Source organism: Janthinobacterium paucivorans, from assembly GCF_051380805.1.
GTDB classification, from domain to species: Bacteria; Pseudomonadota; Gammaproteobacteria; order Burkholderiales; family Burkholderiaceae_D; genus Janthinobacterium; species Janthinobacterium lividum_D.
This window is the reverse complement of record NZ_JBNYXR010000002.1, coordinates 126,618-151,237: the sequence shown is the minus strand read 5'-3', so window position 1 is coordinate 151,237 and position 24,620 is coordinate 126,618. Positions and strand designations below refer to the sequence as shown.

The 24,620-nt window shown below is 61.5% G+C and carries 22 protein-coding genes and 1 tRNA gene; 10 read left to right on the top strand and 13 right to left on the bottom strand.

Annotated features, from left to right (window positions below):
- From ACQ4V8_RS03740 to ACQ4V8_RS03730, 3 genes are all read left to right on the top strand, one after another.
- Positions 1–579 (top strand): DUF2939 domain-containing protein, encoded by a 579-nt coding sequence (locus ACQ4V8_RS03740; RefSeq protein ID WP_128089271.1) that lies wholly within the window; start codon positions 1–3, stop codon positions 577–579.
- Between the two features lie 125 nt (positions 580–704).
- A complete protein-coding gene (locus ACQ4V8_RS03735) occupies positions 705–1,208 on the top strand; it encodes a DUF2939 domain-containing protein (RefSeq protein WP_010399125.1) in 504 nt (167 codons plus the stop codon).
- A gap of 103 nt (positions 1,209–1,311) precedes the next feature.
- The gene (locus ACQ4V8_RS03730) at positions 1,312–1,524 is read left to right on the top strand and encodes a hypothetical protein (protein ID WP_010399127.1); all 213 of its coding nucleotides are present in this window, start codon (positions 1,312–1,314) and stop codon (positions 1,522–1,524) included.
- 54 nt (positions 1,525–1,578) lie between these two features.
- Here the strand turns inward: ACQ4V8_RS03730 and ACQ4V8_RS03725 are convergent, their stop codons facing one another.
- Positions 1,579–2,970: an HD-GYP domain-containing protein gene (locus ACQ4V8_RS03725; protein ID WP_070346730.1), complete on the bottom strand. Its 1,392-nt coding sequence runs from the start codon at positions 2,968–2,970 to the stop codon at positions 1,579–1,581.
- A 496-nt stretch (positions 2,971–3,466) separates the two neighbouring features.
- On the opposite strand from ACQ4V8_RS03725, the gene ACQ4V8_RS03720 reads away from it, so the two are divergent.
- Both ACQ4V8_RS03720 and ACQ4V8_RS03715 read left to right on the top strand, forming a co-directional pair.
- Positions 3,467–5,764: a TonB-dependent receptor gene (locus tag ACQ4V8_RS03720; RefSeq protein WP_436570916.1), complete on the top strand. Its 2,298-nt coding sequence runs from the start codon at positions 3,467–3,469 to the stop codon at positions 5,762–5,764.
- Positions 5,765–5,910: 146 nt separating this feature from the next.
- Positions 5,911–5,997 (top strand) — tRNA-Leu (locus ACQ4V8_RS03715).
- A gap of 386 nt (positions 5,998–6,383) precedes the next feature.
- On the opposite strand, the gene ACQ4V8_RS03710 is transcribed toward ACQ4V8_RS03715, so the two are convergent.
- The 3 genes from ACQ4V8_RS03710 to ACQ4V8_RS03700 form a co-directional block, all read right to left on the bottom strand.
- On the bottom strand, positions 6,384–7,883 hold the full coding sequence (locus ACQ4V8_RS03710; protein ID WP_436570915.1) for a nucleobase:cation symporter-2 family protein: 1,500 nt from the start codon (positions 7,881–7,883) through the stop codon (positions 6,384–6,386).
- 277 nt (positions 7,884–8,160) lie between these two features.
- Positions 8,161–8,589 carry a hypothetical protein gene (locus tag ACQ4V8_RS03705; RefSeq protein WP_010399138.1) on the bottom strand — a complete coding sequence of 143 codons (429 nt, stop codon included), beginning with the start codon at positions 8,587–8,589 and terminating at the stop codon, positions 8,161–8,163.
- A gap of 9 nt (positions 8,590–8,598) precedes the next feature.
- Complete coding sequence (locus ACQ4V8_RS03700) at positions 8,599–9,078, bottom strand: FeoC-like transcriptional regulator (RefSeq protein WP_436570914.1); 480 nt, start codon at positions 9,076–9,078, stop codon at positions 8,599–8,601.
- Positions 9,079–9,227: 149 nt separating this feature from the next.
- Between ACQ4V8_RS03700 and ACQ4V8_RS03695 the strand changes: the two genes are divergently transcribed.
- A complete protein-coding gene (locus tag ACQ4V8_RS03695) occupies positions 9,228–9,950 on the top strand; it encodes a S24 family peptidase (protein WP_436570913.1) in 723 nt (240 codons plus the stop codon).
- Positions 9,951–9,994: 44 nt separating this feature from the next.
- Here ACQ4V8_RS03695 and ACQ4V8_RS03690 read toward each other — a convergent pair whose 3' ends face one another.
- The 7 genes from ACQ4V8_RS03690 to ACQ4V8_RS03660 form a co-directional block, all read right to left on the bottom strand.
- On the bottom strand, positions 9,995–11,881 hold the full coding sequence (locus tag ACQ4V8_RS03690) for a propionate--CoA ligase (RefSeq protein WP_010399142.1): 1,887 nt from the start codon (positions 11,879–11,881) through the stop codon (positions 9,995–9,997).
- 124 nt (positions 11,882–12,005) lie between these two features.
- Positions 12,006–13,205: a 2-methylaconitate cis-trans isomerase PrpF gene (prpF, locus tag ACQ4V8_RS03685; RefSeq protein ID WP_010399145.1), complete on the bottom strand. Its 1,200-nt coding sequence runs from the start codon at positions 13,203–13,205 to the stop codon at positions 12,006–12,008.
- A 114-nt stretch (positions 13,206–13,319) separates the two neighbouring features.
- Entirely contained in the window at positions 13,320–15,914 is a 2,595-nt protein-coding gene (gene acnD, locus ACQ4V8_RS03680) for a Fe/S-dependent 2-methylisocitrate dehydratase AcnD (protein WP_436570912.1), read from the bottom strand.
- An 11-nt stretch (positions 15,915–15,925) separates the two neighbouring features.
- Positions 15,926–17,080, bottom strand: a complete 1,155-nt coding sequence (prpC, locus tag ACQ4V8_RS03675; RefSeq protein ID WP_010399151.1) for a bifunctional 2-methylcitrate synthase/citrate synthase — start codon at positions 17,078–17,080, stop codon at positions 15,926–15,928.
- A gap of 75 nt (positions 17,081–17,155) precedes the next feature.
- Entirely contained in the window at positions 17,156–18,043 is an 888-nt protein-coding gene (gene prpB, locus ACQ4V8_RS03670) for a methylisocitrate lyase (protein WP_096236075.1), read from the bottom strand.
- A gap of 416 nt (positions 18,044–18,459) precedes the next feature.
- Positions 18,460–18,708 (bottom strand): hypothetical protein, encoded by a 249-nt coding sequence (locus ACQ4V8_RS03665; protein ID WP_010399157.1) that lies wholly within the window; start codon positions 18,706–18,708, stop codon positions 18,460–18,462.
- Between the two features lie 124 nt (positions 18,709–18,832).
- Complete coding sequence (locus ACQ4V8_RS03660) at positions 18,833–19,069, bottom strand: hypothetical protein (protein ID WP_010399159.1); 237 nt, start codon at positions 19,067–19,069, stop codon at positions 18,833–18,835.
- A 175-nt stretch (positions 19,070–19,244) separates the two neighbouring features.
- Here ACQ4V8_RS03660 and ACQ4V8_RS03655 point away from each other — a divergent pair, with 175 nt between their 5' ends.
- Positions 19,245–20,102: an MBL fold metallo-hydrolase gene (locus ACQ4V8_RS03655; protein ID WP_010399160.1), complete on the top strand. Its 858-nt coding sequence runs from the start codon at positions 19,245–19,247 to the stop codon at positions 20,100–20,102.
- A 187-nt stretch (positions 20,103–20,289) separates the two neighbouring features.
- Here ACQ4V8_RS03655 and ACQ4V8_RS03650 read toward each other — a convergent pair whose 3' ends face one another.
- The gene (locus ACQ4V8_RS03650) at positions 20,290–21,747 is read right to left on the bottom strand and encodes a M20/M25/M40 family metallo-hydrolase (RefSeq protein ID WP_010399163.1); all 1,458 of its coding nucleotides are present in this window, start codon (positions 21,745–21,747) and stop codon (positions 20,290–20,292) included.
- Positions 21,748–21,926: 179 nt separating this feature from the next.
- Between ACQ4V8_RS03650 and ACQ4V8_RS03645 the strand changes: the two genes are divergently transcribed.
- The 3 genes from ACQ4V8_RS03645 (at position 21,927) to ACQ4V8_RS03635 (ending at position 24,160) form a co-directional block, all read left to right on the top strand.
- Positions 21,927–22,457 (top strand): GNAT family N-acetyltransferase, encoded by a 531-nt coding sequence (locus tag ACQ4V8_RS03645; protein WP_010399165.1) that lies wholly within the window; start codon positions 21,927–21,929, stop codon positions 22,455–22,457.
- A 120-nt stretch (positions 22,458–22,577) separates the two neighbouring features.
- Positions 22,578–23,051, top strand: a complete 474-nt coding sequence (locus tag ACQ4V8_RS03640) for a glycine zipper 2TM domain-containing protein (RefSeq protein WP_436570911.1) — start codon at positions 22,578–22,580, stop codon at positions 23,049–23,051.
- A 158-nt stretch (positions 23,052–23,209) separates the two neighbouring features.
- On the top strand, positions 23,210–24,160 hold the full coding sequence (locus ACQ4V8_RS03635) for a PP2C family protein-serine/threonine phosphatase (RefSeq protein WP_436570910.1): 951 nt from the start codon (positions 23,210–23,212) through the stop codon (positions 24,158–24,160).
- On the opposite strand, the gene ACQ4V8_RS03630 is transcribed toward ACQ4V8_RS03635, so the two are convergent.
- Positions 24,141–24,560 (bottom strand): DUF2177 family protein, encoded by a 420-nt coding sequence (locus ACQ4V8_RS03630; protein WP_010399170.1) that lies wholly within the window; start codon positions 24,558–24,560, stop codon positions 24,141–24,143. The two genes, ACQ4V8_RS03635 and ACQ4V8_RS03630, sit on opposite strands and share 20 nt — an antisense overlap.
- Positions 24,561–24,620: the final 60 nt, after the last annotated feature.

The window sequence follows — 24,620 nt, the reverse complement described above, 5'->3', positions numbered from 1 at the left end:
TTGTCCTTAGTAATGCGGCGCGATGGTCCGCACCGGCACGCATGCTACACCATCGGCCGCCGCTGGCCGGGTAAAATCACGGCGACACCGATCGTCCCCATCGCCCCCATAGATCACCACACCACCGAGACCATGAAAAGAAAGTACGCCACTGCGGTGATTTTTAGCGTCGCCGCCCTAGGTTTCACCTGGGTCAGCCCCTACATCGCCATGTACCGCATCAGCATCGCGGCGAAGGCCGTACGCCTGGAAAACCTGGCGCAGCAGGCGGACCTGCCCGCCGTGCGCGCCAGCGTAGCGCGCCAGTTGCGGGCCGCCGGCGACACGGCCAGCGAAGACGACTTCAAGGAAATGCTCGACACCATCGTCTCGCCGCCCGGCATTACGGCCTTGATCCTGCACGGCAAGCAGGGGGCCGATGGCAAGCGCCACGACTTCGGCATGGCTTACCGCTCGTGGAGCGAAGTGACGCTGCAGCGCCGCGGCACTGTTCCCGCCAGCAGCCAATTTTTGCTGCGCCGGCATGGCATCTGGGACTGGAAATTGACAGACATACGCTTGCCACCAGAATTACTCTAAAGAAACTTGATTCAAAACAATACTTACTTAAACCGCCATATTGATTTTGAGAAATATTATGTAGAATATCAACACTTCAGGCGCACTGAGTCGCCAGGCATCCGAGAAAGTACACGATGAAAAGAATGCTGCTTTTCGCTGTCATGGTCCTCGTCGCGCTGGCCGGCGTCTTTTACGGCAGCCCGTATCTCGTCATGAACAAGATCCACACGGCGACCTTGGACGAGGATGCCCAGGCGCTGGCGGCGCAAATCGACCTGAACCAGCTGCGCGGCAGCCTGGGCCAGCAACTGCATGCCTTGTTCTCGGCGCCGGAAGTCGCCGACGACATCAGCCCCGACGTTATCGCCCCCTTGCTCGATACCATGCTGATGCCCGAAGGCATCGTCGCCTTGATGAAGCTCAATGACCGCTACGAAAAACCGATCGCCAAAGTGAGCGACGTCAGCGGCCGCCAGCGCAGCGCCAAACCTGACTACAAGCTGCGCTACACCTCCTGGGACAGCGTGGTGGTGCAGCGCGCCCACAGCAAGAGCCACATCGGCGAGCTGACCCTGACGCGCGATGGCCTGTGGCACTGGAAACTGGTGTCGGTGGCGCTACCCAAGAGTCTGCTGGCCGACGCCTGAGGCGCCGGCAATGTCTCGACGATGGCAGAGCATGCCATGAAGTTATCGCCGCCTGCCTGTTCTGCAATGCTATTATCGGCTTTTGATATCCATCGGAGGCAGCATGTCAGACTTGGTACAACACGCCCTGGCCCATGCGGGCAAACCGGCCACTACGCCCTGGGTGGTGACCTTGATCAGCGGTGAAAAACTCACCGGTCCCATTTCCCCGCTCAGCGACGGCTGCTACGCCATCGGCCTGGGGCAAATCAAGTATTTTTCCAGCGACAAGGTCGCCTGCCTGAATGTGTCGGGCGCGGGCGCGTTTCCCATCTAAGCAAGCAGGCGCCAGTACTCGCTCACTGAGTCAGCCATTCAGTCACTCAGTCATTTATTCACTGACGCCGTCCAGTTGCGCGAGGTCGGGCAAGCACGCCAACGCCGCTTTCAAGGCGGCAAAACATTGCGCGTCGATGGCTGTGCCCACCGTCTCGGCCATGATCTCGAGCGCTTTCGGAATGGGAATTGGTCCCCGATACGGCCGGTCGGCCGTGATGGCGTCGAAAATATCGGCCGTGGTGATAATGCGCGTTTCCAGGCTGATGTCGTCGGCCGTCAAGCCTCGTGGATAACCGTTGCCGTCGAGCCGTTCATGGTGCGCAGCTGCCACGACAGCCAGTTCGGCAAACGCGTCAATGCGTGACAGAATCATTTCCGTATAGTGTGCGTGCTGCTGCACGGCCCGCCACTCATCGGCGTCGAGCTTGCCAGCCTTGTCGAGCACGCTGTTGCTGACGCCAAGCTTCCCCACATCATGCAGCAAGGCACCGCGCTTGAGCCAGCGACGCCGCTCGGGCGTCAGGCCCAAGGTTTCGGCGATCATGTCCGTATACAAAGCGACACGGGCGCTGTGCCCGCTGGTGTAAGGGCTTTTCGAATCGACCACTTGGCCAAACGCGGCGGCGATATCGTCGAGATAGTCCTCATCGACCGGCACGCAACGATTCGCCGGTTCCAGCGCCGCCACCGCAGAGGTGATTTCCTGCGACCGCAACATGGACCAGAAGGCACCCGACTGCGCCACCCGCTCGAATGCCTGCACCAGTTGCGGATCAAACCAGTTGCCCGCGCGCTGGCGCACCTCGGCCTGGGCGGCGCGCGCGCCATCAGCCGTATGAAACACGTCGATCACCTGCGCCAGCAGCGCAATGCGCGAGAACAGGGGAATCGCCTGGCCTGCCAGTTTGTCCGGCTTGCCCTGGCCGTTGTAGTGTTCATCGAGACTGTAGATGCCCTGTGCCACGGATTCCGGAAAGCGCAGCAGGCGCGCGATCTCGGCGCCGCGCTGACAGCGCGTGGCGATCAGTTCGTGCGCGATGCGCGGACCGTCGCGTAAGATCGTCATCACGGCGCGAAAGCGCTCGGCCAGGCCCACCTTCAGGCCCGTGTGCTTGAGAACGAATTTAAGCACTTGCGGCAGGCTCTCGCCCACCGTCTTGAAGCCTTGCTTGAAAGACAGATCATCCGTCAGGTAAAGCTCGCAGATGCGCGCGGCATTGCTGCTGCAGCCCAGGTCCTTGAGCAGCAGGGTGTAATACAGATTCCACAAGTCTTCATCCGCCATGCCCAGTTCGCGTCCCACGTGCATGCCAATCCAGCAACAACGGATGCAATGACCTTCTGGCTGCCCCTCCGTGATGTCCAGGGCCTGGCTGAGGGCGGCGATCAGTTCGGAGAGCCGTATGCCGTCAACGATCGGCAAACTTGCGGGTGAAATTAACATGGTAGAAATACAAGTTTCTAATTGGCAATAAATTACATTTTACGCGAAATCTGCTCTATCTATGCCTTGTGGCAACATGGCCGACCGTGCACGCGCCGCGCCGCATACGCTGGCATGCAGCATTCCTTGCATGATGTTGCGTTACAACAACATCATTTTACAGAAAGAAAAAGGGGAAACTGTCGTATTTTCCCCACCGCGCCATGCCCATGTGGAGGCCAGGGTATCGGCATGTTTGCGTTGGCGTAAGGAAAAGCTTGGGTGACAAAGTGCCCCGTAACGCTGCTAAAAGCCTGTCGGCCCCTCGACTATGCACCCGCCCGATATTGACGACAAATACGATTTTATTCGCGTATTGATTCGAAAGACATATAAATAATCTTGCCTAGAAATGGCATGAAGGTCAAAACTTTCCGTGCTAGCATGATCTTTCGTCTAGCGCACTTACGACTGCCTGGACCTTACTAACAAACTTGACCACCAGGAGCAGTTCATCATGACACCGCATGCCAGCCACCACGCCAGCGCGATACGCCGTACCCTGATTACCCTGGCAATCGCTGCCGCCTTTCCCCTGCAAGCGATGGCACAGGACAGCATCCCGGCGCCAACTGGCGAGGCACAAGCTGCGCCGGCAGCACAAGCCGGCCCTGGCCAGCTGGAAACGGTGATCGTCACGGCGCAGCGCCGCGCGGAAAACATCAAGGACGTACCCATGTCCATCGCCACCCTGAAAGGCGACAAGCTCGACACCCTGACCGCCGGCGGCGCCGACATCCGCTTCCTCAACAGCCGCTCGCCCAGCGTCTCGGTCGAATCCGATTACGGCCGCACCTTTCCCCGCTTCTATATTCGCGGCCTGGGCAATACCGACTTCGACCTGAATGCCTCGCAACCGGTGGGCCTGGTGATGGATGATGTGGTGCAGGAAAACGCCATGCTCAAGGGTTTCCCCGTGTTTGACGTGGACCAGGTCGAGGTGCTGCGCGGCCCGCAAGGCACGCTGTTCGGGCGCAACTCGCCGGCCGGCGTGATCAAGTTCGATTCCGCCAAGCCCGTCTTCAATACGGAAGGCTACCTGAGCGGCGGCTTTGGCAAGGATGGCATGAAGAACCTGGAAGGCGCCTTCAACGTTCCCGTCAGCGACACGGTGGCGCTGCGCTTTTCCGGCCAGACGCAGCGCCGCGGCGACCGCGTGCACAACCCGCGCCCCACCGGCACGCGCGACTTCGAAGGCTATGAAGACAGCGCCGCCCGCCTGCAGGTGCTCGTCAAGCCCACGCGCGATTTGACGGCCCTGTTTAATGTGCACGCGCGCAACCTCGACGGCACGGCCACGCTGTTCCGCGCCAACATCCTGAAACAAGGCACGAATGAGCTGGTCGACAACTTCGATTACGGCTCTTACCCTAGCGACGGCGTCAACCGCCAGCACCTGAAAACCAAGGGCGGCAGCATGCGCCTGAAATGGGACTTGCCCGGCATCACCCTGCATTCGATCACCGGCTACGAAAAGCTTGATTTCTTCAGCCGCGCCGACGTCGACGGCGGCTATGGTGCCGTATATGCCCCACCGATGGGCCCCGGCTTCATCCCCTTCGTCGTGGAAACGGCTGATGTGATCCCCAACCACAAGCAGATTTCACAGGAATTTCGCGCAGAATCGAGCAGCAAGGGCCCGCTGCAGTGGATAGGCGGCCTGTTCTACTTCAAGGAAGATATCCAGATCGACAGCATCAGCTTCGACAGTCTGGCACCCGGCAATCCGCAAAACAGCGCCTACGCCACGCAAAACCAGAGCTCGAAATCGTACGCGGCGTTCGGCTCGCTCAATTACACGGTCTCGGATGCACTGAAACTGCGCGCCGGCTTGCGCTACACGAGCGACAAGAAGGATTTCTCGGCCAAGCGCGTAGAAGCGACCACGGCCGGCCCATTCAACCTGAATGACACCTCGCACAACGTCAGCTGGGACGTGAGTGGCACTTATATACTGAGCCCTGAAACGAACGCCTTTGCGCGCATCGCTACCGGCTATCGTGCGCCATCGATGCAAGGGCGCCTGAACGGCCTGGGCGACCGCCCGTCGCAGGCCGGCGCCGAAAAAGTGCTGTCGGTGGAGGCCGGCATCAAGCAAGACCTGTTCGACAAGCGCGCCCGCCTCAGCCTGGCCGTATTCCAGTACCGCGTGAAGGACAAGCAATTGACGGCCGGCAGCGGCGTGGTCAACATGAACCGACTGCTCAATGCCGAGAAGGCCATCGGCCAGGGCGTGGAACTCGATTTCCAGGCCAACCTCAGCGACTCGCTCAGCATGACCCTGGGTGGCAGCTATAACCACACCGAGATCCAGGACAAAAAACTGTATGTGCAAAGCTGCGGCAACGCGCAAAACACCCCGTCCAGCGGCTGCACCGTCACCGACCCGGTCGGCCCATTCGTGGGCACCGCTTACATCAACGGCAACCCGCTGCCACGCGCGCCGGAATGGCAAGCCAACGTTACCTTGAAATACAGCATCCCCGTCGCCAACGGCGAGTTCTACGCCTACACCGACTGGTCCTACCGTACCAGCTATAACTTCTTCCTGTACGAAGCGAAGGAATACAAGGCCAAGGAATTGCTGGAAGGCGGCTTGCGCGTCGGCTACAAATGGGACCGCTACGAACTCTCCGCGTACGGCCGCAACATCACCAACCAAATCCAGGCGCTGGGCGCGATCGAATTCAACAACCTGACCGGCATCGTCAACGAGCCACGCACGTATGGCGTGCAGTTCAAGGCGACGTTTTAATGGCGCTTAGATAAAACCAGGCTGTTCGGCCCAACCGGACAGCCTTTTTATCCCACCACGGCTGATACCTGGCCGTGGATGCGAGACCATCACTCAGGCACAAGATGGCATTACCGGCATCACCTGTGCTAAAATATCGCCGCGCTGCCCGGATGGTGAAACTGGTAGACACTGGAGACTTAAAATCTCCCGCCTGTAAGGGCGTGCCGGTTCGATTCCGGCTCCGGGCACCAGCGCACATGCAATATACAGAGATAGTGACGACTATTTATCTCGCTCCTGCCAGTTCCGCAAAACTAGCTTTGTTCCGCAAAAACTCTCCGACGCACTTGTAGCCCCCTCTCTTCACTTGTGCTGGGCAGTCAGTTTCTTCGGGCAAATCACCAACTATTTAACCTTCGCCTGAACTTCTGCAAGGATGGCTCCTACATTGAGCTCTACCGTCCATTGCCCAACAATGCGAGGTCTTCCACCATGCATCAGCTGCTTTCGCTGACCTTGTTATGTACTGCGGTAGGCCACGCCAAGGCTGCGAGGCACCATTGCCTCGCCCTCAAGCTACTGCCACCTTGCTGACCCACATGCCCCGCGCGCCGCGTTCACGGCGGCGCGCTACGCCTCACTCACTGCCGTGGCTATTTTCGCGCGCCTGCTCCTTCGCCACTTCCGTTGATGCCAGTCCATTGAAGAACAGATTGAGCAGCACGGCAACGATGGCGGCCAGCAAGATGCCACTGTGCAGCAGCGGCGACAGGACCTTGGGCATGTGCTGCGCGTACTGCTCCGCCACCAGCGGCAGCATGCCAAAGCCGATCGACAGGGCGACGATGAACAGGTTGTTGCGCTTGCTCTTGTAATCGACGCCGGCCAGGATGCGTATGCCCGTGGCGGCGACCATGCCGAACATCACCAGCCCTGCCCCGCCCAGCACGAACGCCGGTACGGACTCGGCCGTTTGCGCGATCTTCGGAATCACGCCCATGACCAGCAAGATGACGCCGGCCGACACGCACACCCAGCGGCTGCGCACGCCCGTGACGCCCACCAGGCCGACGTTCTGCGAGAACGAGGTGTAGGGAAAGGTATTGAAGATGCCGCCGATCAGGGTACCCAGGCCATCGACGCGCAAGCCGCGGCTGATATCGTCCTGCCTGATACACTGGTCCGTCATTTCGCCCAGCGCCAGGAACATGCCCAAGGACTCAATCATGACGACGATCATCACCAGGCTCATGGTGACGATAGCGACCACGTCAAAGGTCGGCATGCCGAACTGGAACGGCGTGACGATGGCGAAGGCCTTGGCGCTGGCCACCTTGGAAAAATCGGCCTTGCCCAAGGCAAACGACAAAGCCGTACCGGCAATGATGCCGATCAATACCGCGATATTAGACAGGAAACCACGACCATACTTGGCCACCAGCAAGATAACGGCCAGCACGAAGAAGGCAATGCCCATGTTATCGAGCGCGCCGTAGCCGGGATTGGCAATCAGGGGCACGGGACCCGGCGGCGCAGGCAAGCCGGCCGCAGCGGCGGCAGCGGCCATCTTGAGGAAGGCAGGATCGGCAATTTGCGCCATGGAGGGCGGCCCGCCCATGGCCCAGTTGACGCCCACGCGCATCAACGACACGCCGATCACGGCGATGATGCTGCCGGTAACCACGGGCGGAAACAGGGCCAGCAAGCGGCTGATGAAGGGCGCAATCAACATGGAGACGATGCCGGCGCCGATCACGGCGCCAAAGATGCCGCTGATCCCGAGGGCCGGATTGTTCGCCATGGCCAGCATGGGACTGACGGCGGCAAAGGTCACGCCCATCATCACGGGCAGGCGAATGCCGAAGTACTTGCCTAAGCCCAAGGATTGGATCAGGGTCACCAGGCCACAGCAAAACAGGTCGGCACTGATCAGCGCGGCCACCTGCTCGGGTGGCAGCTTGAGGGCGCGGCCGACGATCAGCGGCACGGCGATGGCGCCCGCATACATGACGAGCACGTGCTGCAAGCCCAAAGTGAACAGTTTGCCAGCGGGCAGGATTTCATCCACGGGCGATGGCGCAGCAGGCAGTGCGCGGGGCACGTCGCGGTGGATGGATTTCAAGCGGGGAGAGGCCATTTACGCTCCATTTCCTGGGTTACTGCAGCCCGGATGGGCGCAGATGAAAGGGAAAAGCAAGAGAGAAACGGGACGACAGAAACACGACGATGGTCGATGATGCATGCGAAGCTCCTTGGATGGGACGACTCCAGCAAGCAATGCATGCTTCATGCCAGGTAGAATTGTATACAGTTTGTGGCGACAAACCAGCATGACTGTGCATGGTGCCCCCTCCCTTCGCACCGATTTCAGGCGTGCCGCTTGGTCCACGCACTAAAACAGGACGCCAGCGTAGTCAACGTCGCGCGCGCACCGCCTTGAGCGCAGCGGCCGCATCGGCCGCCAGTTCACCGATATCCTTGTCGCGGCGCCGCTCGAACCAGCGCACGCTGGCACGCACCAGCCACCACGCGGGCAAACCGACAAGTGCCATCAGCGGTGCGGCAATGAACAGGAAGCCCATGGCCGGATCACAGCCATACAGCGCCGCCACCGTTTGCGCGCTGTCAAACAAGCCGGGCCACCACGCCAGCACCGCCGACACCAAGACGGGACCGGCAAAGGTGGCAATGATAATGCTGGAGCAAATACGCATGAGCGCCTCTTTGTAGCTGCGTGGCCACATGACCATGAAGCTGAGCAAGGCGGCAAAGAAGGCGGCCAGCAAGGGCACGCCCAGCAGCTTGATCCAGGCAGCCCCTGCGGCGGTGATATCGATATGCATGATGTGCTTTCAGTTGCGGCAAAAAAGAACTGCGCTTGGCAGTTCGCTGTCATTCATTTGAGAAGGCCGCTTGCCGCCCTCCCCTTGCGCCGGTCCAAACAAGGCCGCCACCAGCGGATCGCGGCGCGCCGCACCGCGCGCCCAGCAGGCCGTGCGACATACCTGCGGCGGCAGCTCGGCCCAGCCCTCGAGCTCCTCGTCCAGTTCGCCCAGCGCGTATAAGGCAGGCCGCTGGCGCCACGGCTCAGTGCAATGGCGCTGCGCCAGGTGTATCTGTCCCATGGCGCACATATGCCGCAAATAGCGGCTCATGGTGCCCGCATCGAGGCCCAGCAAGGCAGACAGTTGCGCCGCACTGGCCTGACCCTGCTCGCGAATGAACTGCGCGATACGGGCGATATGCAGCTGCGACTTCTTGCTGCGTCCCTGTAACTGGCGCCCCTGCCCTGGCCGCGCCCGGCTTTCCACCAACTGACTACTGTTCAACATCTGCCTGATCTCCCATGGTGCTGCCCGCCGGCAGACGCTGTAGTGCGTTTGCGACAGGCAATGAATAGACTTTATCAATCGCTAATGTTAAAGTCAAGCATTTGGTAATTTATCAAACGGTAAATTTCAGGTTTAATGGGAACATGAATATGTATCAATACAGACGCGACCGCCTGCTGGCCCTGATCAGCGAGCACTACGACAACACGCGCAAGAAAGTTTCCGACATCAGTGGCTGGAGCGAGGCGCGCATCTCGCAAATCCTCTCCCCCACGTACCGCGAGGGACGCGCCTTCAGCGAAAAAATCGCGCGCAAGCTGGAAGCGGACCTGCAGTTGGACAGCATGTACTTTGACCAGGGAGCGGCGCCCGACCAGGCGACGCTGGCGGCGCGTGCCTTGAGCGCCTTAGGTGAGGTGCAGCCGGTGGCGGTAGTCGATGGCGACGATGCGCGCTTCTACCCGATCCGCAAGGTCAAATTGCGCCTATCGGCAGGCATTACCGGCTTTGCCATCGAAGCGGAAACACACGATGGCAGCACTATCAGCGTGCCGCGCAGCTGGGTCGAGCGCAATGGCTACCACCCTGAAAAACTGGTGGGTATCAAGGTCAAGGGCGAGAGCATGGAGCCGGCCCTGTACGAGGACGACGTGGTGATCATCAATACAGCCGACAAGCGGCCGGCCGACGGCATTGTGTTTGCCATCAATTACGAAGGCGAAGCGGTGGTCAAGCGCATGGCGCGCGATATCGGCGAATGGTGGCTGACCTCGGACAACCCGGACCAGCGCAAATATCACCGCAAGCTGTGCCGCGGCAATGAATGCCTGATCGTGGGCAGGGTCGTGCGCAAGGAAAGCGACCGAATTTGAGAACAAAGTATATCATTTGATAAACTCTGTTCTCATCATGGCGCTTAAGCCAATGCTGCCTGGATCTGCTGCAGCGATGCCGGATCATCCATTGACGTCAGGTCGCCCGGGCTGCGCCCTTCGCAGATAGCCTGGATGGAGCGGCGCAGCAGCTTGCCCGACCGCGTCTTCGGCAACTGTGCCACGAACAGCACGCGCGCCGGCCGCGCCACGGCGCCCAACTGGCGGTCGACCACGGCCATCACTTCGCGTTCCAGCGCCGCTTTCGCGTCCAGGCTGTCGAAACCCTGCGGGTCTTTCAGGATCACGAAAGCCATCGCCACTTGGCCTTTGAGCTTGTCTTCCACGCCCACCACCGCCACTTCCGATACATTCGGATGGCTGCTGATGCTTTCCTCGATTTCGCGCGTGCCCAGGCGGTGGCCGGCCACGTTGATCACGTCATCGGTGCGGCCCAGGATGAAGTAATAGCCGTCCGCGTCGCGCATGCCCCAGTCGAAGGTGGAATACACTTGGCGGCCGCTGAAGGTGGACCAGTAAGTGTCGACGAAACGCGCGTCGTCGCCGTAGACGGTCTGCATGCAGCCGGGCGGCAGCGGGCCTTCCAGCACCAGCACGCCCTTCTCATTGGTGCCGCACTCCTCGCCCGTCACTTCGTTGAGCAGCTTGACCTGATAGCCGTACATGGCCAGGCCCGGGCTGCCCAGGCGCGTCGGCGTATCGGACACGCCTTTCGCCACCGACAAAATCGGCCAGCCCGTCTCCGTCTGCCAGTAGTTGTCGATGATGTCCACTTTCAGTTCGTCGGCGATCCATTGCGAGGTGGTTTCATCGAGCGGCTCACCGGCCAGGTACAGCGCTTTCAGGGAGGACAGGTCGTGCTTGCGCATCAGTTCCACCGGATGCTTGCGCAGCACGCGGATGGCAGTCGGCGCCGAGAACATGCGCGTGACCTTGTATTTTTCAACGATGCTCCACCAGATGCCTGCATCGGGACAGATCGGCAAGCCTTCGTACAAGATGGTGGCCATGCCGGCGATCAGCGGACCATACACAATGTAGGAATGGCCCACCACCCAGCCGATATCGGAGGTGGCAAAAAAGGTTTCGCCGGGCTTGCCACAGAAGTTGTACTGCATCGACGATGCCAGCGCCACCGCATAGCCGCCCACGTCGCGCTGCACGCCCTTGGGCTTGCCCGTCGTACCAGAGGTGTACAGCACGTACGACGGCGCGTTCGATTCCAGCCAGGTGACAGGCACCTGCGCGTCCAGGTGCTGCTCGCGCAGGGTCGCGTAATCGACGTCGCGCCCCGGCGTCAGTTGCATCGGCACCAGATGGCGATCGACCAGCAGCACTTGCTGCGGCTTGTGCGCAGCGATGCGGATGGCTTCATCGAGTAGCGGCTTGTAGGCGATTGCCTTGCCATTGCGCGAACCGGCATCGGCAGAAAACACCAGCTTGGGCTGCGCATCATCGATGCGGCTGGCCAGGCTGTTGGCGGCAAAACCGCCGAACACCACGGAATGCACGGCGCCGATGCGGGCGCAAGCGAGCATGGCGAACGCCGCTTCGGCGATCATCGGCATGTAGATCAAGACGCGGTCGCCCTTGACCACGCCCAGCGACTGCAAGATGGCGGCGCAACGCTCCACTTCGCGCTGCAGTTCGCGAAAGCTGTAGGTGCGCTCGGTATTGGTTTCGGTGGAAATGGCGATCAGCGCGGCCGCGTCACCGTGGCTATCGACCCAGCGGTCAACGGCGTTGTGGCACAAATTGGTGGTGCCGCCGACGAACCATTTGGCGAACGGCGGACGGGAATAATCAAGCACTTGCGAAAACGGGGTATGCCAATCGATCTTGTCCGCTTCCTCGCGCCAAAAAGCCTCCGGCGTGTCGATCGAGCGTTGATAAAATGCAGCGAAATTCATGTCTCCTCCGGTATGCGTGTAATCTGTGTCTGGCCTGGGCGAACTGCCCTGGCCAGCACTTTATGAGTGCTACCTATCTGATACCTGCGTGCCATCTGCCTACCATCTGCCTGCGTATTTCTGCCTAAAACGCGTCGCCGGGAACGCGCACAGTCCCTTCCATCAGCACGCGCGCGCTGCGGCTCATGATGGCTTTGGTGACGCTCCACGCGCCATCGACCTGCGCCGCCTCCGCCCCCACCATCAGGGTGCCGGACGGGTGGCCGAAGCGCACGGCGTTGCGAAGGCCGCCGCCCGCCGCCAGATTGACCAGGGTGCCGGGAATGGCCGCCGCCGTGCCGATGGCCACGGCCGCCGTGCCCATCATGGCGTGATGCAATTTACCCATCGACATGGCGCGCACCAGCAGGTCGATCTCGGCGGCTTCCACTTTTTTTCCGCTCGACGAAACATAGCTGGCCGGCTTGGCGACAAAAGCCACCTTCGGCGTGTGCTGGCGCTTCGCCGCTTCGTCCAAGTGGGAAATCAAGCCCATGCGCAGGGCGCCGTGCGCACGGATAGTTTCGAAACGGGCCAGCGCGGCGGGATCGCCATTGATGGCGTCCTGCAGTTCCGTGCCCGTGTAGCCGATGGCGTGCGCATCGACAAAAATCGTCGGAATGCCGGCGTTGATCATGGTGACTGTCAGGCGACCGATGCCGGGCACGTCGAGCTCATCGACCAAGTTACCGGTAGGGAACATGGCCGAGCTGCCACCATCGCCACCCTCTTCTTCCGCTGCCGGGTCGAGAAATTCGAGTTTTACTTCGGCGGCCGGGAAGGTCACGCCATCGAGCTCGAAGGCGCCCGTTTCCTGCACTTCGCCATGCGCCATGGGAACGTGGGCGATGATGGTCTTGCCGATATTGGCTTGCCAGATGCGTACCGTGGCCACGCCGTTGTGTGGCAGGCGCGCGGGGTCCACCAGCGCGCTGGCGATGGCGAACGAGCCGACGGCCGCCGACAGGTTGCCGCAATTGCCGCTCCAGTCGACAAAAGGCTTGTCGATGGAAACCTGGCCGAACAGATAATCGACGTCGTGATCCGGCTTATCGCTTGCCGCCACGATCACTGTCTTGCTGGTGCTCGACGTGGCGCCGCCCATGCCGTCGATCTGCTTGCCGTACGGGTCGGGGCTGCCGATCACGCGCAGCAGCAAGGCATCGCGCGCCGCGCCAGGCACTTGTGCGCTGGCGGGCAAATCGTGCAGGCGGAAAAACACGCCTTTGCTGGTGCCGCCACGCATATAGGTGGCGGGGATCTTGATTTGGGGTTGATGGGTCATTGGAGTTCCTGCGTTGAATGTGTCCTTAAACCCAACGGCGAAGCGCCGGGGTCAGACCCTGAGGGTCCGACCCCAGAACTTGCCTTTGGGACGAATTACGCGATCACATCACCACTACGCCGCCTTCGACGACTCGAGGAAATCCTGGGCGAAGCGTTGAAGAACGCCGCCCGCCTCGTAAATCGAGACCTCTTCGGCCGTATCGAGGCGACAGGTGACCGGCACTTCGAGCGTTTCACCGTTCTTGCGGTGGACCAGCAAGGTCAACGTGGAGCGCGGCGTGCGCTCGCCAACGACGTCGTAGGTTTCGCTGCCATCGAGGCCCAGTGTCTTGCGGTTCACGCCGGGCAAAAACTCCAGTGGCAGCACGCCCATGCCCACCAAATTGGTGCGGTGGATGCGCTCGAAGCCTTCGGCAACGATGGCTTCCACGCCGGCCAGGCGCACGCCCTTGGCAGCCCAGTCGCGCGAAGAACCCTGGCCATAATCGGCGCCGGCGATGATGATCAAGGGCTGCTTGCGCTCCATGTACACCTCGATGGCTTCCCACATGCGCGAGATGGTGCCTTCCGGCTCGATGCGCGTGAGCGAACCGGCCTTCACCTTGCCATCCTCGATCACCATCTCGTTTTTCAGGGTCGGGTTGGCAAAGGTCGCGCGCTGCGCCGTCAAATGGTCGCCCCGGTGCGTGGCGTAGGAATTGAAGTCTTCCTCGGGCAAGCCCATCTTCGCCAGATACTCGCCAGCTGCGCTATCGAGCATGATGGCATTTGATGGCGACAAATGATCGGTCGTGATGTTGTCGCCGAGGACCGCCAGCGGACGCATGCCTTTCAATGGACGGGCGCCAGCGAGCGCACCTTCCCAGTACGGCGGACGGCGGATATACGTGGTATTCGGACGCCAGTCGTACAGCGGGCTGACCTTGATGCCGTCGTCGACCTGCGCGGCAAACATGGGAATGTACACCTTGCGGAACTGCTCCGGCTTGACACTGGAAGCGACGATGGCGTCGATTTCTTCGTCCGATGGCCAGATATCCTTCAACTGGATAGGCTTGCCATCCGGGGCGATGCCCAGCACATCCTTCTCGATATCAAAGCGGATGGTGCCGGCAATCGCATACGCCACCACCAGCGGCGGCGAGGCGAGGAACGCCTGTTTCGCGTACGGGTGGATGCGCCCATCGAAGTTGCGGTTGCCCGACAAAACGGCCGTGGCGTACAGGTCGCGCGACACCACTTCTTCCTGGATGACAGGATCGAGCGCGCCCGACATGCCGTTGCACGAAGTGCAGGCAAACGCCACCACGCCAAAGCCTAATGTTTCGAGCTCCGGCATCAGGCCCGCTTCCTGCAAATACAGTTCCACGGTTTTCGACCCTGGCGCCAGCGAGGACTTGACCCACGGTTTGCGTGTCAGTCCCAGGCGGTTCGCATTACGCGCGATCAGGCCGGCGGCGATCATGTTGCGCGGGTTGTTCGTGTTGGTGCAGCTGGTAATGGCCGCGATGATGACGGCGCCGTCCGGCATCTTGCCCGGCTCGTTTTCCACTACGCCGGAAATCCCGCGCGCAGCCAGTTCCGACGTCGGCACGCGGTTGTGCGGATTCGAAGGCCCGGCGATATTGCGCACGACGGACGACAGATCGAACGTCAGCACGCGCTCATATTGCGCGTCGACCAGGCTGTCGGCCCACAGGCCAGTCTCTTTGGCGTACAACTCCACCAGTTTTACCAACTCATCGTCGCGGCCCGTCAATTTCAAATACTTGATGGTTTGCGCGTCGATGTAGAACATGGCAGCGGTGGCGCCAAATTCCGGCGCCATATTGGAAATCGTGGCGCGGTCGCCCAAGGTCAGGTGCGCAGCGCCCTCGCCAAAGAATTCCAGGTAAGACGAGACGACCTTTTGCTTGCGCAAGAATTCCGTCAGCGCCAGCACCGTGTCGGTAGCCGTGATGCCCGGCTGTGGCTTGCCTGTCAGCTTGACGCCGATGATGTCGGGCAAACGCATCCACGAGGCGCGGCCCAGCATCACGCTTTCCGCTTCCAGGCCGCCCACGCCGATGGCGATCACGCCCAGCGCGTCGACCATGGGCGTGTGCGAATCCGTGCCCACCAAGGTGTCCGGATAGGCTACGCCATCTTGCACCTGGATCACGGGCGACATGCGCTCCAGATTGATCTGGTGCAAGATGCCATTGCCTGGCGGGATCACGTCGACGTTTTTAAACGCCTTCTTGGTCCAGTCGATGAAGTCGAAACGATCTTCATTGCGGCGGTCTTCGACGGCGCGGTTCTTGGCGAAGGCGTCGGGGTCGAAACCGCCGCACTCGACGGCCAGCGAATGGTCCACTACCAGCTGCGTCGGCACGACGGGATTGACCAGGGCCGGGTCGCCGCCCTGGGCCGCGATGGCGTCGCGCAGGCCAGCCAAGTCGACCAGGGCCGTCTGGCCCAGGATGTCATGGCAGACGACGCGCGCCGGAAACCAAGGAAAATCGAGGTCGCGACGGCGCTCGATGAACTGGCTAAGCGATGCGTTCAAGGTCGCCGGGTCGCAGCGGCGCACCAGGTTTTCGGCCAGCACGCGCGAGGTATAGGGCAAGGTGGCGTAGGCGCCTGGCTCGATCGCATCGACGGCGGCGCGCGTGTCGAAGTAGTCTAGCCCTGTCCCCGGCAAGGGCTTGCGATGCAGGGTGTTCATATTAGAGGTCATTATTTGCGGTCCTTGATCGGCACGAATTCCAGGTCTTCCGGGCCCACGTAGTTGGCGCTCGGGCGGATGATCTTGTTGTCGATGCGCTGTTCGATGATGTGGGCGGCCCAGCCCGAAGTGCGCGAGATGACGAACAGCGGCGTAAACATTGCCGTCGGCACGCCCATCATGTGGTACGACACGGCCGAGAACCAGTCCAGGTTGGGGAACATGTTCTTGATTTCCCACATGACCGATTCCAGGCGCTCGGCGATGTCGAACATTTTCGTGGAACCGGCTTCCTGCGACAGCGAACGGGCCACTTCCTTGATGACCACGTTGCGCGGGTCGGAAATCGTGTAGACGGGGTGGCCGAAGCCGATCACCACTTCCTTGTTGGCCACGCGTTCACGGATATCGGCTTCCGCTTCATCGGCATTGTCGTAGCGTTTCTGGATGTCCAGCGCCACTTCGTTTGCGCCGCCGTGTTTCGGGCCGCGCAGCGCACCGATGGCGCCCGTGATGGCCGAGTGAATGTCCGAACCCGTGCCGGCAATGACGCGGCTGGTGAAGGTCGAGGCATTGAATTCATGTTCCGCGTACAGGATCAGCGACGTGTGCATGGCCTTTTCCCACGACGCCGATGGTTTTTCGCCGTGCAGCAGGTGCAGGAAGTGGCCGCCGATCGAGTCGTCGTCCGTTTCCACTTCGATGCGCTTGCCGTTATGGCTGTAGTGGTACCAGTACAGCAGCATGGAGCCGAACGACGCCATCAGGCGGTCGGCGATGTCGCGCGCGCCCGGCGCGTTATGGTCGTCTTTTTCCGGCAGCGTGCAGCCCAGGACAGACACGCCGGTGCGCATCACATCCATCGGGTGGGCAGCGGCCGGCAGCGCTTCCAGCGCCGCTTTCACTGCTGATGGCAAGCCGCGCAAGGAGCGCAATTTGGCTTTGTAGCCTTTCAGTTCGGCGCTAGTCGGCAATTTTCCGTGCACCAGCAGATAAGCGATTTCCTCGAATTCGCAGCTGTCGGCCACGTCCAGGATGTCATAGCCACGGTAGTGCAAATCGTTGCCGGTCTTGCCGACCGAGCACAGCGCCGTATTGCCGGCGGTGACGCCGGACAGGGCGACGGATTTTTTAGGCTTGAAAGTGGCGGCTTGCGGTGCGGTCATTGTGTTCTCCAGAAAATGATTGTCAGTCCAGTGCGGCGGGCCCGGGATTCCCACGGCCCGCTCTTTTATTGGTGCTTACTTCTTTTGCGCGGCGAACAGCGCATCGAGCTTTTGCTCGAAGTCGTGGTAATTGATCGATTCATACAGTTCCATGCGCGTCTGCATGGTATCGACGACATTTTTTTGCGTGCCGTCGCGGCGCAGGGCGCGGTAGACGTTGTCGGCCGCCTTGTTCATGGCGCGGAAGGCCGACAGCGGGTATAGCGCCAAGCCCACGTGGGCGCTGCGCAATTCGTCCAGCGTGAACAGCGGTGTAGAACCAAATTCCGTGATGTTGGCCAGGATAGGCACGTTGACGGCCTTGGCGAACGTGGCGTACATGTCCAGGTCCGTGATCGCTTCCGGGAAGATCATGTCGGCGCCCGCCTCGACACAGGCGACGGCGCGTTCCAATGCCGCTTCCAGGCCATCGACGGCCAACGCATCGGTGCGCGCCATGATGACGAAGTTCGGGTCGGTGCGCGCATCGACGGCGGCCTTGATACGGTCGACCATTTCCTCCTTGCTGACGATTTCCTTGCCCGGACGATGACCGCAGCGCTTGGCGCCCACCTGGTCTTCGATGTGCAAGCCGGCAGCGCCGAACTTGATCATCGATTTCACGGTGCGCGCCACGTTGAAGGCGGAAGAACCGAAGCCCGTGTCGGCATCGACCAGCAGCGGCAGGTCGCATACGTCGGTGATGCGACGGATATCGGTCAGGACGTCGTCCAGGCTGGAAATGCCCAGGTCGGGCAAGCCCAGCGAGCCGGCCGCGACGCCGCCGCCAGACAAATAAATAGCTTTATAGCCGGCACGCTTGGCCAGCAAGGCGTGGTTGGCGTTAATGGCGCCAACGACTTGCAAGGGGGATTCTTCCTGGACGGCCTTGCGAAATGCGGCACCTGCGGAGTATTGAGTCATGTCTTCACCTTATGGGATTCGGGTCGTCCCGAATGTTTCATGGACTTGCTATGAGCATCAGTATTGCAAATGCCGTGCCAGCACCTTGCGCGTGCCCGGGAAGGGTGCCACAGCATGGTGAGATACGAGGGGAAATGGCCTGTATCGGCGGCTGCGCACGCTCACGCAGCAGGACAGCGCTGCCGCGTTAAGTGTAAGCGGTGTTTCATTTTTGTTTCAACTATTTCAGTTGAAACAAATGTTTGAAACATGCAACACGCAACACGCAATCATTGCCGAAGCCAAAGCAGGCGCTCGATCAGCCGGCAATCAGGGGGGGCGAAAGACGCTGCGGTGCGCAGCAGTAATTGAATGAAAAACAGCCGGCGGGCGCCGGCTGCAGCAGTACTGGAAAACCAGGAATCAAGACTCGGGGCTCAGGCCAGGCGTACCAGCGGGTTGGCGATGATGTTGTCGATCTGGCGCACCGCCTCTTCGCAGGCGGCGGCAATGGCGCCCTCCTCGTCGTCGCGCACGAACTGCATGGTCGAGCCTTCGAACACTTCCAGGCCTTCCGCAGTGGCGCGTTCGATGTCGCAACTGGCCGACCATTTGCCGTCGCTGGCGGGCACGGCCAAGGGAACGATTTCCCAGCCTTTGTAGTGAATTTTAGAACTGCTACCCATACGGTGCCTCCTTCGTGACTGACTCAATAATGGAAATCGTAGCATGAAGCGCAGCTGGTAGCGACGTGTTTCAGGCAGCAGCACGTGCTCAGGCTCACTTTCGGACGAAACGATTTGCGCTGGCTCAAGGACGCAACAGATTATCCACTTCCGTCCTCGCCACTTCCAAGCCGGCCGTGCAAGCCGTCTCGGGCGCCGCGTAGCCGCCCAAGGTGCGGCTACGCGTAATCGCTTGCGCCGCCGTCTCGCCTTCGCGCTGCAGGCGGTAAGTAAAATCCCACAAATCGTCATGATCTTTTTGCGCGGTGACCGACATCGTAAAACCGCGGTACTCTTCGCTGCGTGCAGTGGTATCGTCCATGAGCTCTCCTTGTCAAAAAGAGCTTAGCACGCGGCAAGCGCGAGGGTGCGCACGACTGGGACAGACGTTGACGCGCACGCTTATCTGTTTTCCGCATGGAAAATGTCAGTTTCCAACATTTTTTAGCCTACACTGACGATATAATGTTCTTCCCTGTCCGTCCCTTGCCGCCGCGATGACCCCACAAATCCAAGCCTTCTTCGACCCCGCCACCGCCACCGTCACCTATGTCGTGTATGAAGCCGATGGCCGCGACTGCGCCATCATCGACTCCGTGCTCGACTACGATCCGAAGGCCGGCCGCACCTCGACCACCTCGGCCGACAAGGTGATCGCCTTCGTGCGCGAACACGGCTTGCAATGCCGCTGGCTGCTGGAAACGCATGCGCATGCCGACCACCTATCGGCCGCGCCCTACCTGCAGCAGCAACTGGGCGGCGACGTGGCCATCGGCGCCGCCATCCAGACGGTGCAACGCGCCTTCGCCGCCGTCTACCACCAGGATGCGGCCAAGGCCGACGGTTCGCAGTTCGACCAGTTATTTGCACCCGACCAGGTATTTCATATTGGCCAGTTGGAAGTGCGCGCCCTGCACGTGCCCGGCCATACGCCGGCCGACCTGGCTTACCAGATCGGCGATGCGGTGTTTGTGGGCGACACCTTGTTCATGCCGGACGTGGGCTCGGCCCGCTGCGACTTTCCCGGCGGCTCGGCATCCCTGCTGTACCGCTCCGTGCGGCGCCTGCTATCGCTGCCGCCGCAAACGCGGCTGTTCATGTGCCACGACTACCCGCCCAACGGCCGCGCGCCGCGCTGGGAAGTGACGGTGGCCGAACAGCGTGCCAGTAACATCCATTTGCGCGACGGCATCACGGAAGAACAATTCGTGGCCATGCGCACGGGCCGTGACGCCACGCTGGACATGCCGACATTGATCTTGCCCGCCATCCAGGTCAATATCAACGCGGGCAAGCTGCCCGAGCCGGAAGACAATGGCGTGCGCTACCTCAAGATACCGCTGGACGCGATCTGACTCCGCCCGCACTTCTGTAGACGCACCTCCTTTATTGTCACCACGCAAGTTCCACCTCAGGCAAGGCGCATGCAGTGCAGATCGCCTGAGCTTGCTTGGGCGAAAACATTGCCGTCCTGCTATGGTTGAGCTTAGTCCATGATGCGGCTGGCCCCATGCAGGGCCATTCGCAGCAAGGCGACTTCATTTAGTCCTGCTGCGGCGCGCGCCCAATCTCGCCGTCGATATTGGCCAGGAACCAGGCTAGCGACGACATCAGCGCCACGTTGCGCTTCAGGTTCTCCGGGTCGACCTTATCCAGGGTGTCGGCCGGCGTATGGTGGTAGTGGAAATAGCTGTGAGTATCGACCAGTGGCTCGAAACTGGGCACGCCGCCCGTTTCCAGGCGGTGCAAGTCGCCCGTGCCCAGCGCATCGCGGCGCGTGAAGGCGTGCGCGCCCATCGCTTGCAGGGCGGCGCGCAGGGGCGCGAAGAGTTTTTCCGACTTCGCTTCCACGCTGGCGAGGATGCCGAACGGGCGCCCGGCGCCGCTGTCCATCTCGATGGCCGCATATTGTTTGCCGAGCGCCTGCTTGTGGGCCTCGAAATACGCCTGCCCGCCACGCCCGCCGTTTTCCTCGTTCATCCAGGCGATCACGCGGATGGTGCGGCGCGGACGGTAGTCGAGCTTTTTCAGGGTTTCCACCACGCCCATGGCCGCCACCACACCCGCGCCGTCGTCGTGCGCGCCCGTGGCCAGATCCCAGGAATCAAGGTGACCCGAGACCACCACCACTTCGTCGGCTTTGTCCGTACCCGGCCAGTCGGCGATCACGTTGTAGCTGTCCGCGTCGGGCAGGTTTTGCGGCGTCAGTGTCAGGTGCATTTTCAGAGGCCCGCGCGCAGCCAGACGGGCGATCAGCAAGGCGTCTTCCACCGTGACGGCGGCGGCAGGAATGCGTTTGTTGTCATCGAGCCCCGTAGCGCCCGCGTGCGGGATGCGGAAGTTGGCGCCGCCGATCGAGCGTACCAGCGCGGCAGCCGCGCCCAGTTCGGCCGCCGCCTTCGGTCCATTGAAACGAAAGCGCGAGCCCTGGCCGTAAGTGACGCCAGCCAGGCCGCGCTCGGCCATCTCCTGGTCGAACGGCGTATCGATCAGCACGATAGCGCCCTTCACTTGCGCTGCGCGCGCCTTGAGTTCCTCGAAGCTTTTGACGATGATAAGGGGCGCCGTCAGGCCGGCAGCCGGGGTGGCACCCGAGCCGCCCAGGGCGGTGAGCACCACGCGCTGCGAGACGCCCTGCGGACGGCCGGCGTAATCGACGATTTCCGCCGTCTCCACGCCGCGCACCCAGTGCGGCACTTTCACGGGCTGCAAGGTGACGCTGGCGCCCAGTTGGCGCATGGCCTCGGCCACCTGCTGCACGGCGGCGGCGGCGCCGGCCGAGCCGGACAGGCGTGGGCCGATCAAATCGGTCATGTCGGCCAGGCGCGCATACGCCCAGTCGCTTTGCAGCGCCGTATCGCGCACCTGCGCCAGCGCTTGCGGCGCATTGCCTGGCGCGCCAGCCAAGGCGCCGGCGCTGGCGATACAGCCAAGGGCGAGGGTAATGGCGAAGCATAAAGAGGGACGGCGCAGTGGCGCGCCAGTGGGGTTGGTATGCATGTAATTCCAATTCCAGTCAACAAGGTCGAAGCGGGTGCAGCGTGGCCATGGGCAAAGCAAGGCAAGGTTTTCTACGATAGCGTATTTGTTCTGTCATTGCAGCAACTTTTGCGCATTCGATTGGCGCCTCCCGCCACAGTCGATTACCATGCAGAGCATGATCGCTACCGGATACCGCCATGCTCAAGGGAACCCTCTGCACCGTCCGGCATGTGCAGGCCGCCGACCTCAATACCTATATTGCGCTCGTCAACGACCTGCCCTCGCGCGGCGAGTTTTTCTCCATGCAGTTCAAGTCGCCCGAAGCCATGCGGCGCGATTTCCTGCAATCGGGCTTTGTCACCGAGGATAGCGAATTATTCCTCATCGAAGACAAGGCGCAGCACATCATCGGCACGATCACGCATTTCAAGAGCCGCACGCCAACCGCGCGCGAGATCGGCTATCGCCTGTTCGAGCGGCAGCGCGACGGGCGCGGCTACATCAGCGAAGCGACGCGCCTGCTGGTCGACTACCTGTTCAAGGCTCATCCCTATCACCGGCTGGAACTGCTGATGGACCCGCTGAACATCGGTTCCGAGCGCATCGCGCAAAAGAACGGTTTTACCCAGGAAGGCTTGCTGCGCCAGGCATTCTTTATTAATGGCGTGATGCGCGATGTCAAAATGTACAGCCTGCTTCGGCCCGAATGGCAGGCGCGCATGCCCTGACTTGTTACCCTCGCGGCGGGAATGTAAGGAGTTGTATTAGACGTGGAACAAGCTTGTGACAGCAGCTATAGTCCACTCCATGCAGATCATTGTGATCTCGCCGCAATGGAAGGAAATGCCATGTTAAACAAAAAACTGCTGGGTGCGGCAATGGTAGCGGCGGTGGTGGCGTCTTCGGCCGCAGTTGCCGGTGACCGCAACTTCAATACCGTTGCAGGCGCCGTCGTCGGAGCAGCCATTGGCAACAGCACCGGCGGGGGTAACGGCGCGATCGTCGGCGGCGTGCTTGGCGCGGCCATCGGCAACAGCATCAGCACGCGTGACCGCCATGACCGCTACGACCGCTACGATCGCTACGACAGCCGTGGCGGCTATCACGGCAACTACCGCGAAACCTATTATGCGCCGCAGCCGCGGCCGCGACCGGTCTACTACGCCCCGGCGCCGCAGCCAGTGTACTACGCGCCACCACCGCGCTACTACGGCCCGCCGGCTGTCATCTATGTACAGCCGGGTCGCGGCCACTACCGCGACCATGGCCGCCGCGACTACCATGAACGCGAGCGTGACCATGGTTGGGACCATCGCCGCTAAGGACTGCCCCGCACCTGCACCATGAAAAACCTGCGCCAGCCTGCTGCCGCAGGTTTTTTTGTTATTTTTGTTAGATAAGCAAGGTATCGCCGACGCACAATTTCGGCTAAGCTGTGTTCTATGATCAACATTACTGGCCGTCTCGACCGCAGCAACCGATGCATTTAATCCAAGACGCGCTCGACTTCGGTCCCTGGCTCGATGCTGCCGCCGGCAGCAGCGTGGGTGCCGGCCCGGCGCCACGGCGCGAGAACCAGGATAATTTCCTGCTGATCGATGCCAGCGGCCACGCCGTTTGCCTATCGCAGCAGGCGCCATTGCACTGCCAGGTGCCGGGCTGGCCGCGCGGCCATGTGCGCGCCGCCGTACTCGATGGCATGGGCGGCCACGGCCAGGGTCGCGAGGCGGCGGAAGCGGCCGTGCAAGGCTTGCTGGGCGTGCCCGCCTGCGGCGATACGGCCAGCCTGGCAGCCAGACTGGACCAATTGCATACGCGCTTGCAAGACAATTTTTCCAGGGCAGCACCGGCCCAGGCGCGTCCGCCAGGCACCACCCTGACCTTGCTGGAAATACCGCCCGGCGAAGCGCCACTGCTGTATCACGTGGGCGATTCACGCCTGTATGAACTTGTTGACGGCCTAGCCAACATCCTCACCGTCGACCACGTGCCAGCCACCGCGTACGCCATGCGCGGCGCGCTAGACGAGGCGCGCTGGCGCGCTGCCGTGCATGGCGAGCACCATCCGCAAATATCGCAGGCTTTTATTTTAGGCAATGCCATCAGTGACAGCTGGCAACTGGCCAAGCCCCTGCGCGGCCTCGATGCATCCACCTTGCCATCCTTTCTGGCGCACCTGGGCGACCGCCGCGTGCTACGCGTGCGCCCCGGCGCCCACTATGTGCTGGCCAGCGACGGCTTCTGGGCCTGCGACGATCCGCTGGCCCTCATTGCCCGCTGGCCAGCCTTGTGCGCCGGCAAGACTGCAGCCCAAGCCGTCAGTGCCTTGTTTGACGACTTCCTGTCGCGACCACCAAAAGGCTTGCATAGCGATAACATCACCTTGCTGGCGCTGCGTTTCGGTGCCGCTTTCAGCGGCCCAGGCGGCTAGCTGCCAGATAACCGGCCGTGGCCGACACGGCCGACAACACGCTGCCCCAGGCCATGTCGAGCACCGTCAAGCCCAGCGGCCAGCCGCGCAAAGTGGCATAGTTGCTCAAATCGTAGGTACCGTAAGCAAGCAGTCCCAGCAGCGCGCCCAGTGCTGCCGCCGTGCGCGCACGGCGCGCGCGCAGGCCAGGCAGGATGGCAAAGACCAGCAACCCCGCCACGTACAGCAGATAAAACAGGATGGCCGGCGCCCAGCGGGGCGACTGCGCCAATAGCGGCCCCAACGCTGCGGCGTACACGGAGGGCATCAGCACTCCCAGCCACAGGGCATCGATGGCCAGGAATACACACAAGGTGGCACCATAGGCTATGGCAAGCTGGAACGGACGTTGGACAGGCATGGTCATCTTTCGGAGTCAGGCGGCGTGTGAAGGTTGCGCAGGTAACGCTGCGCCAGCATA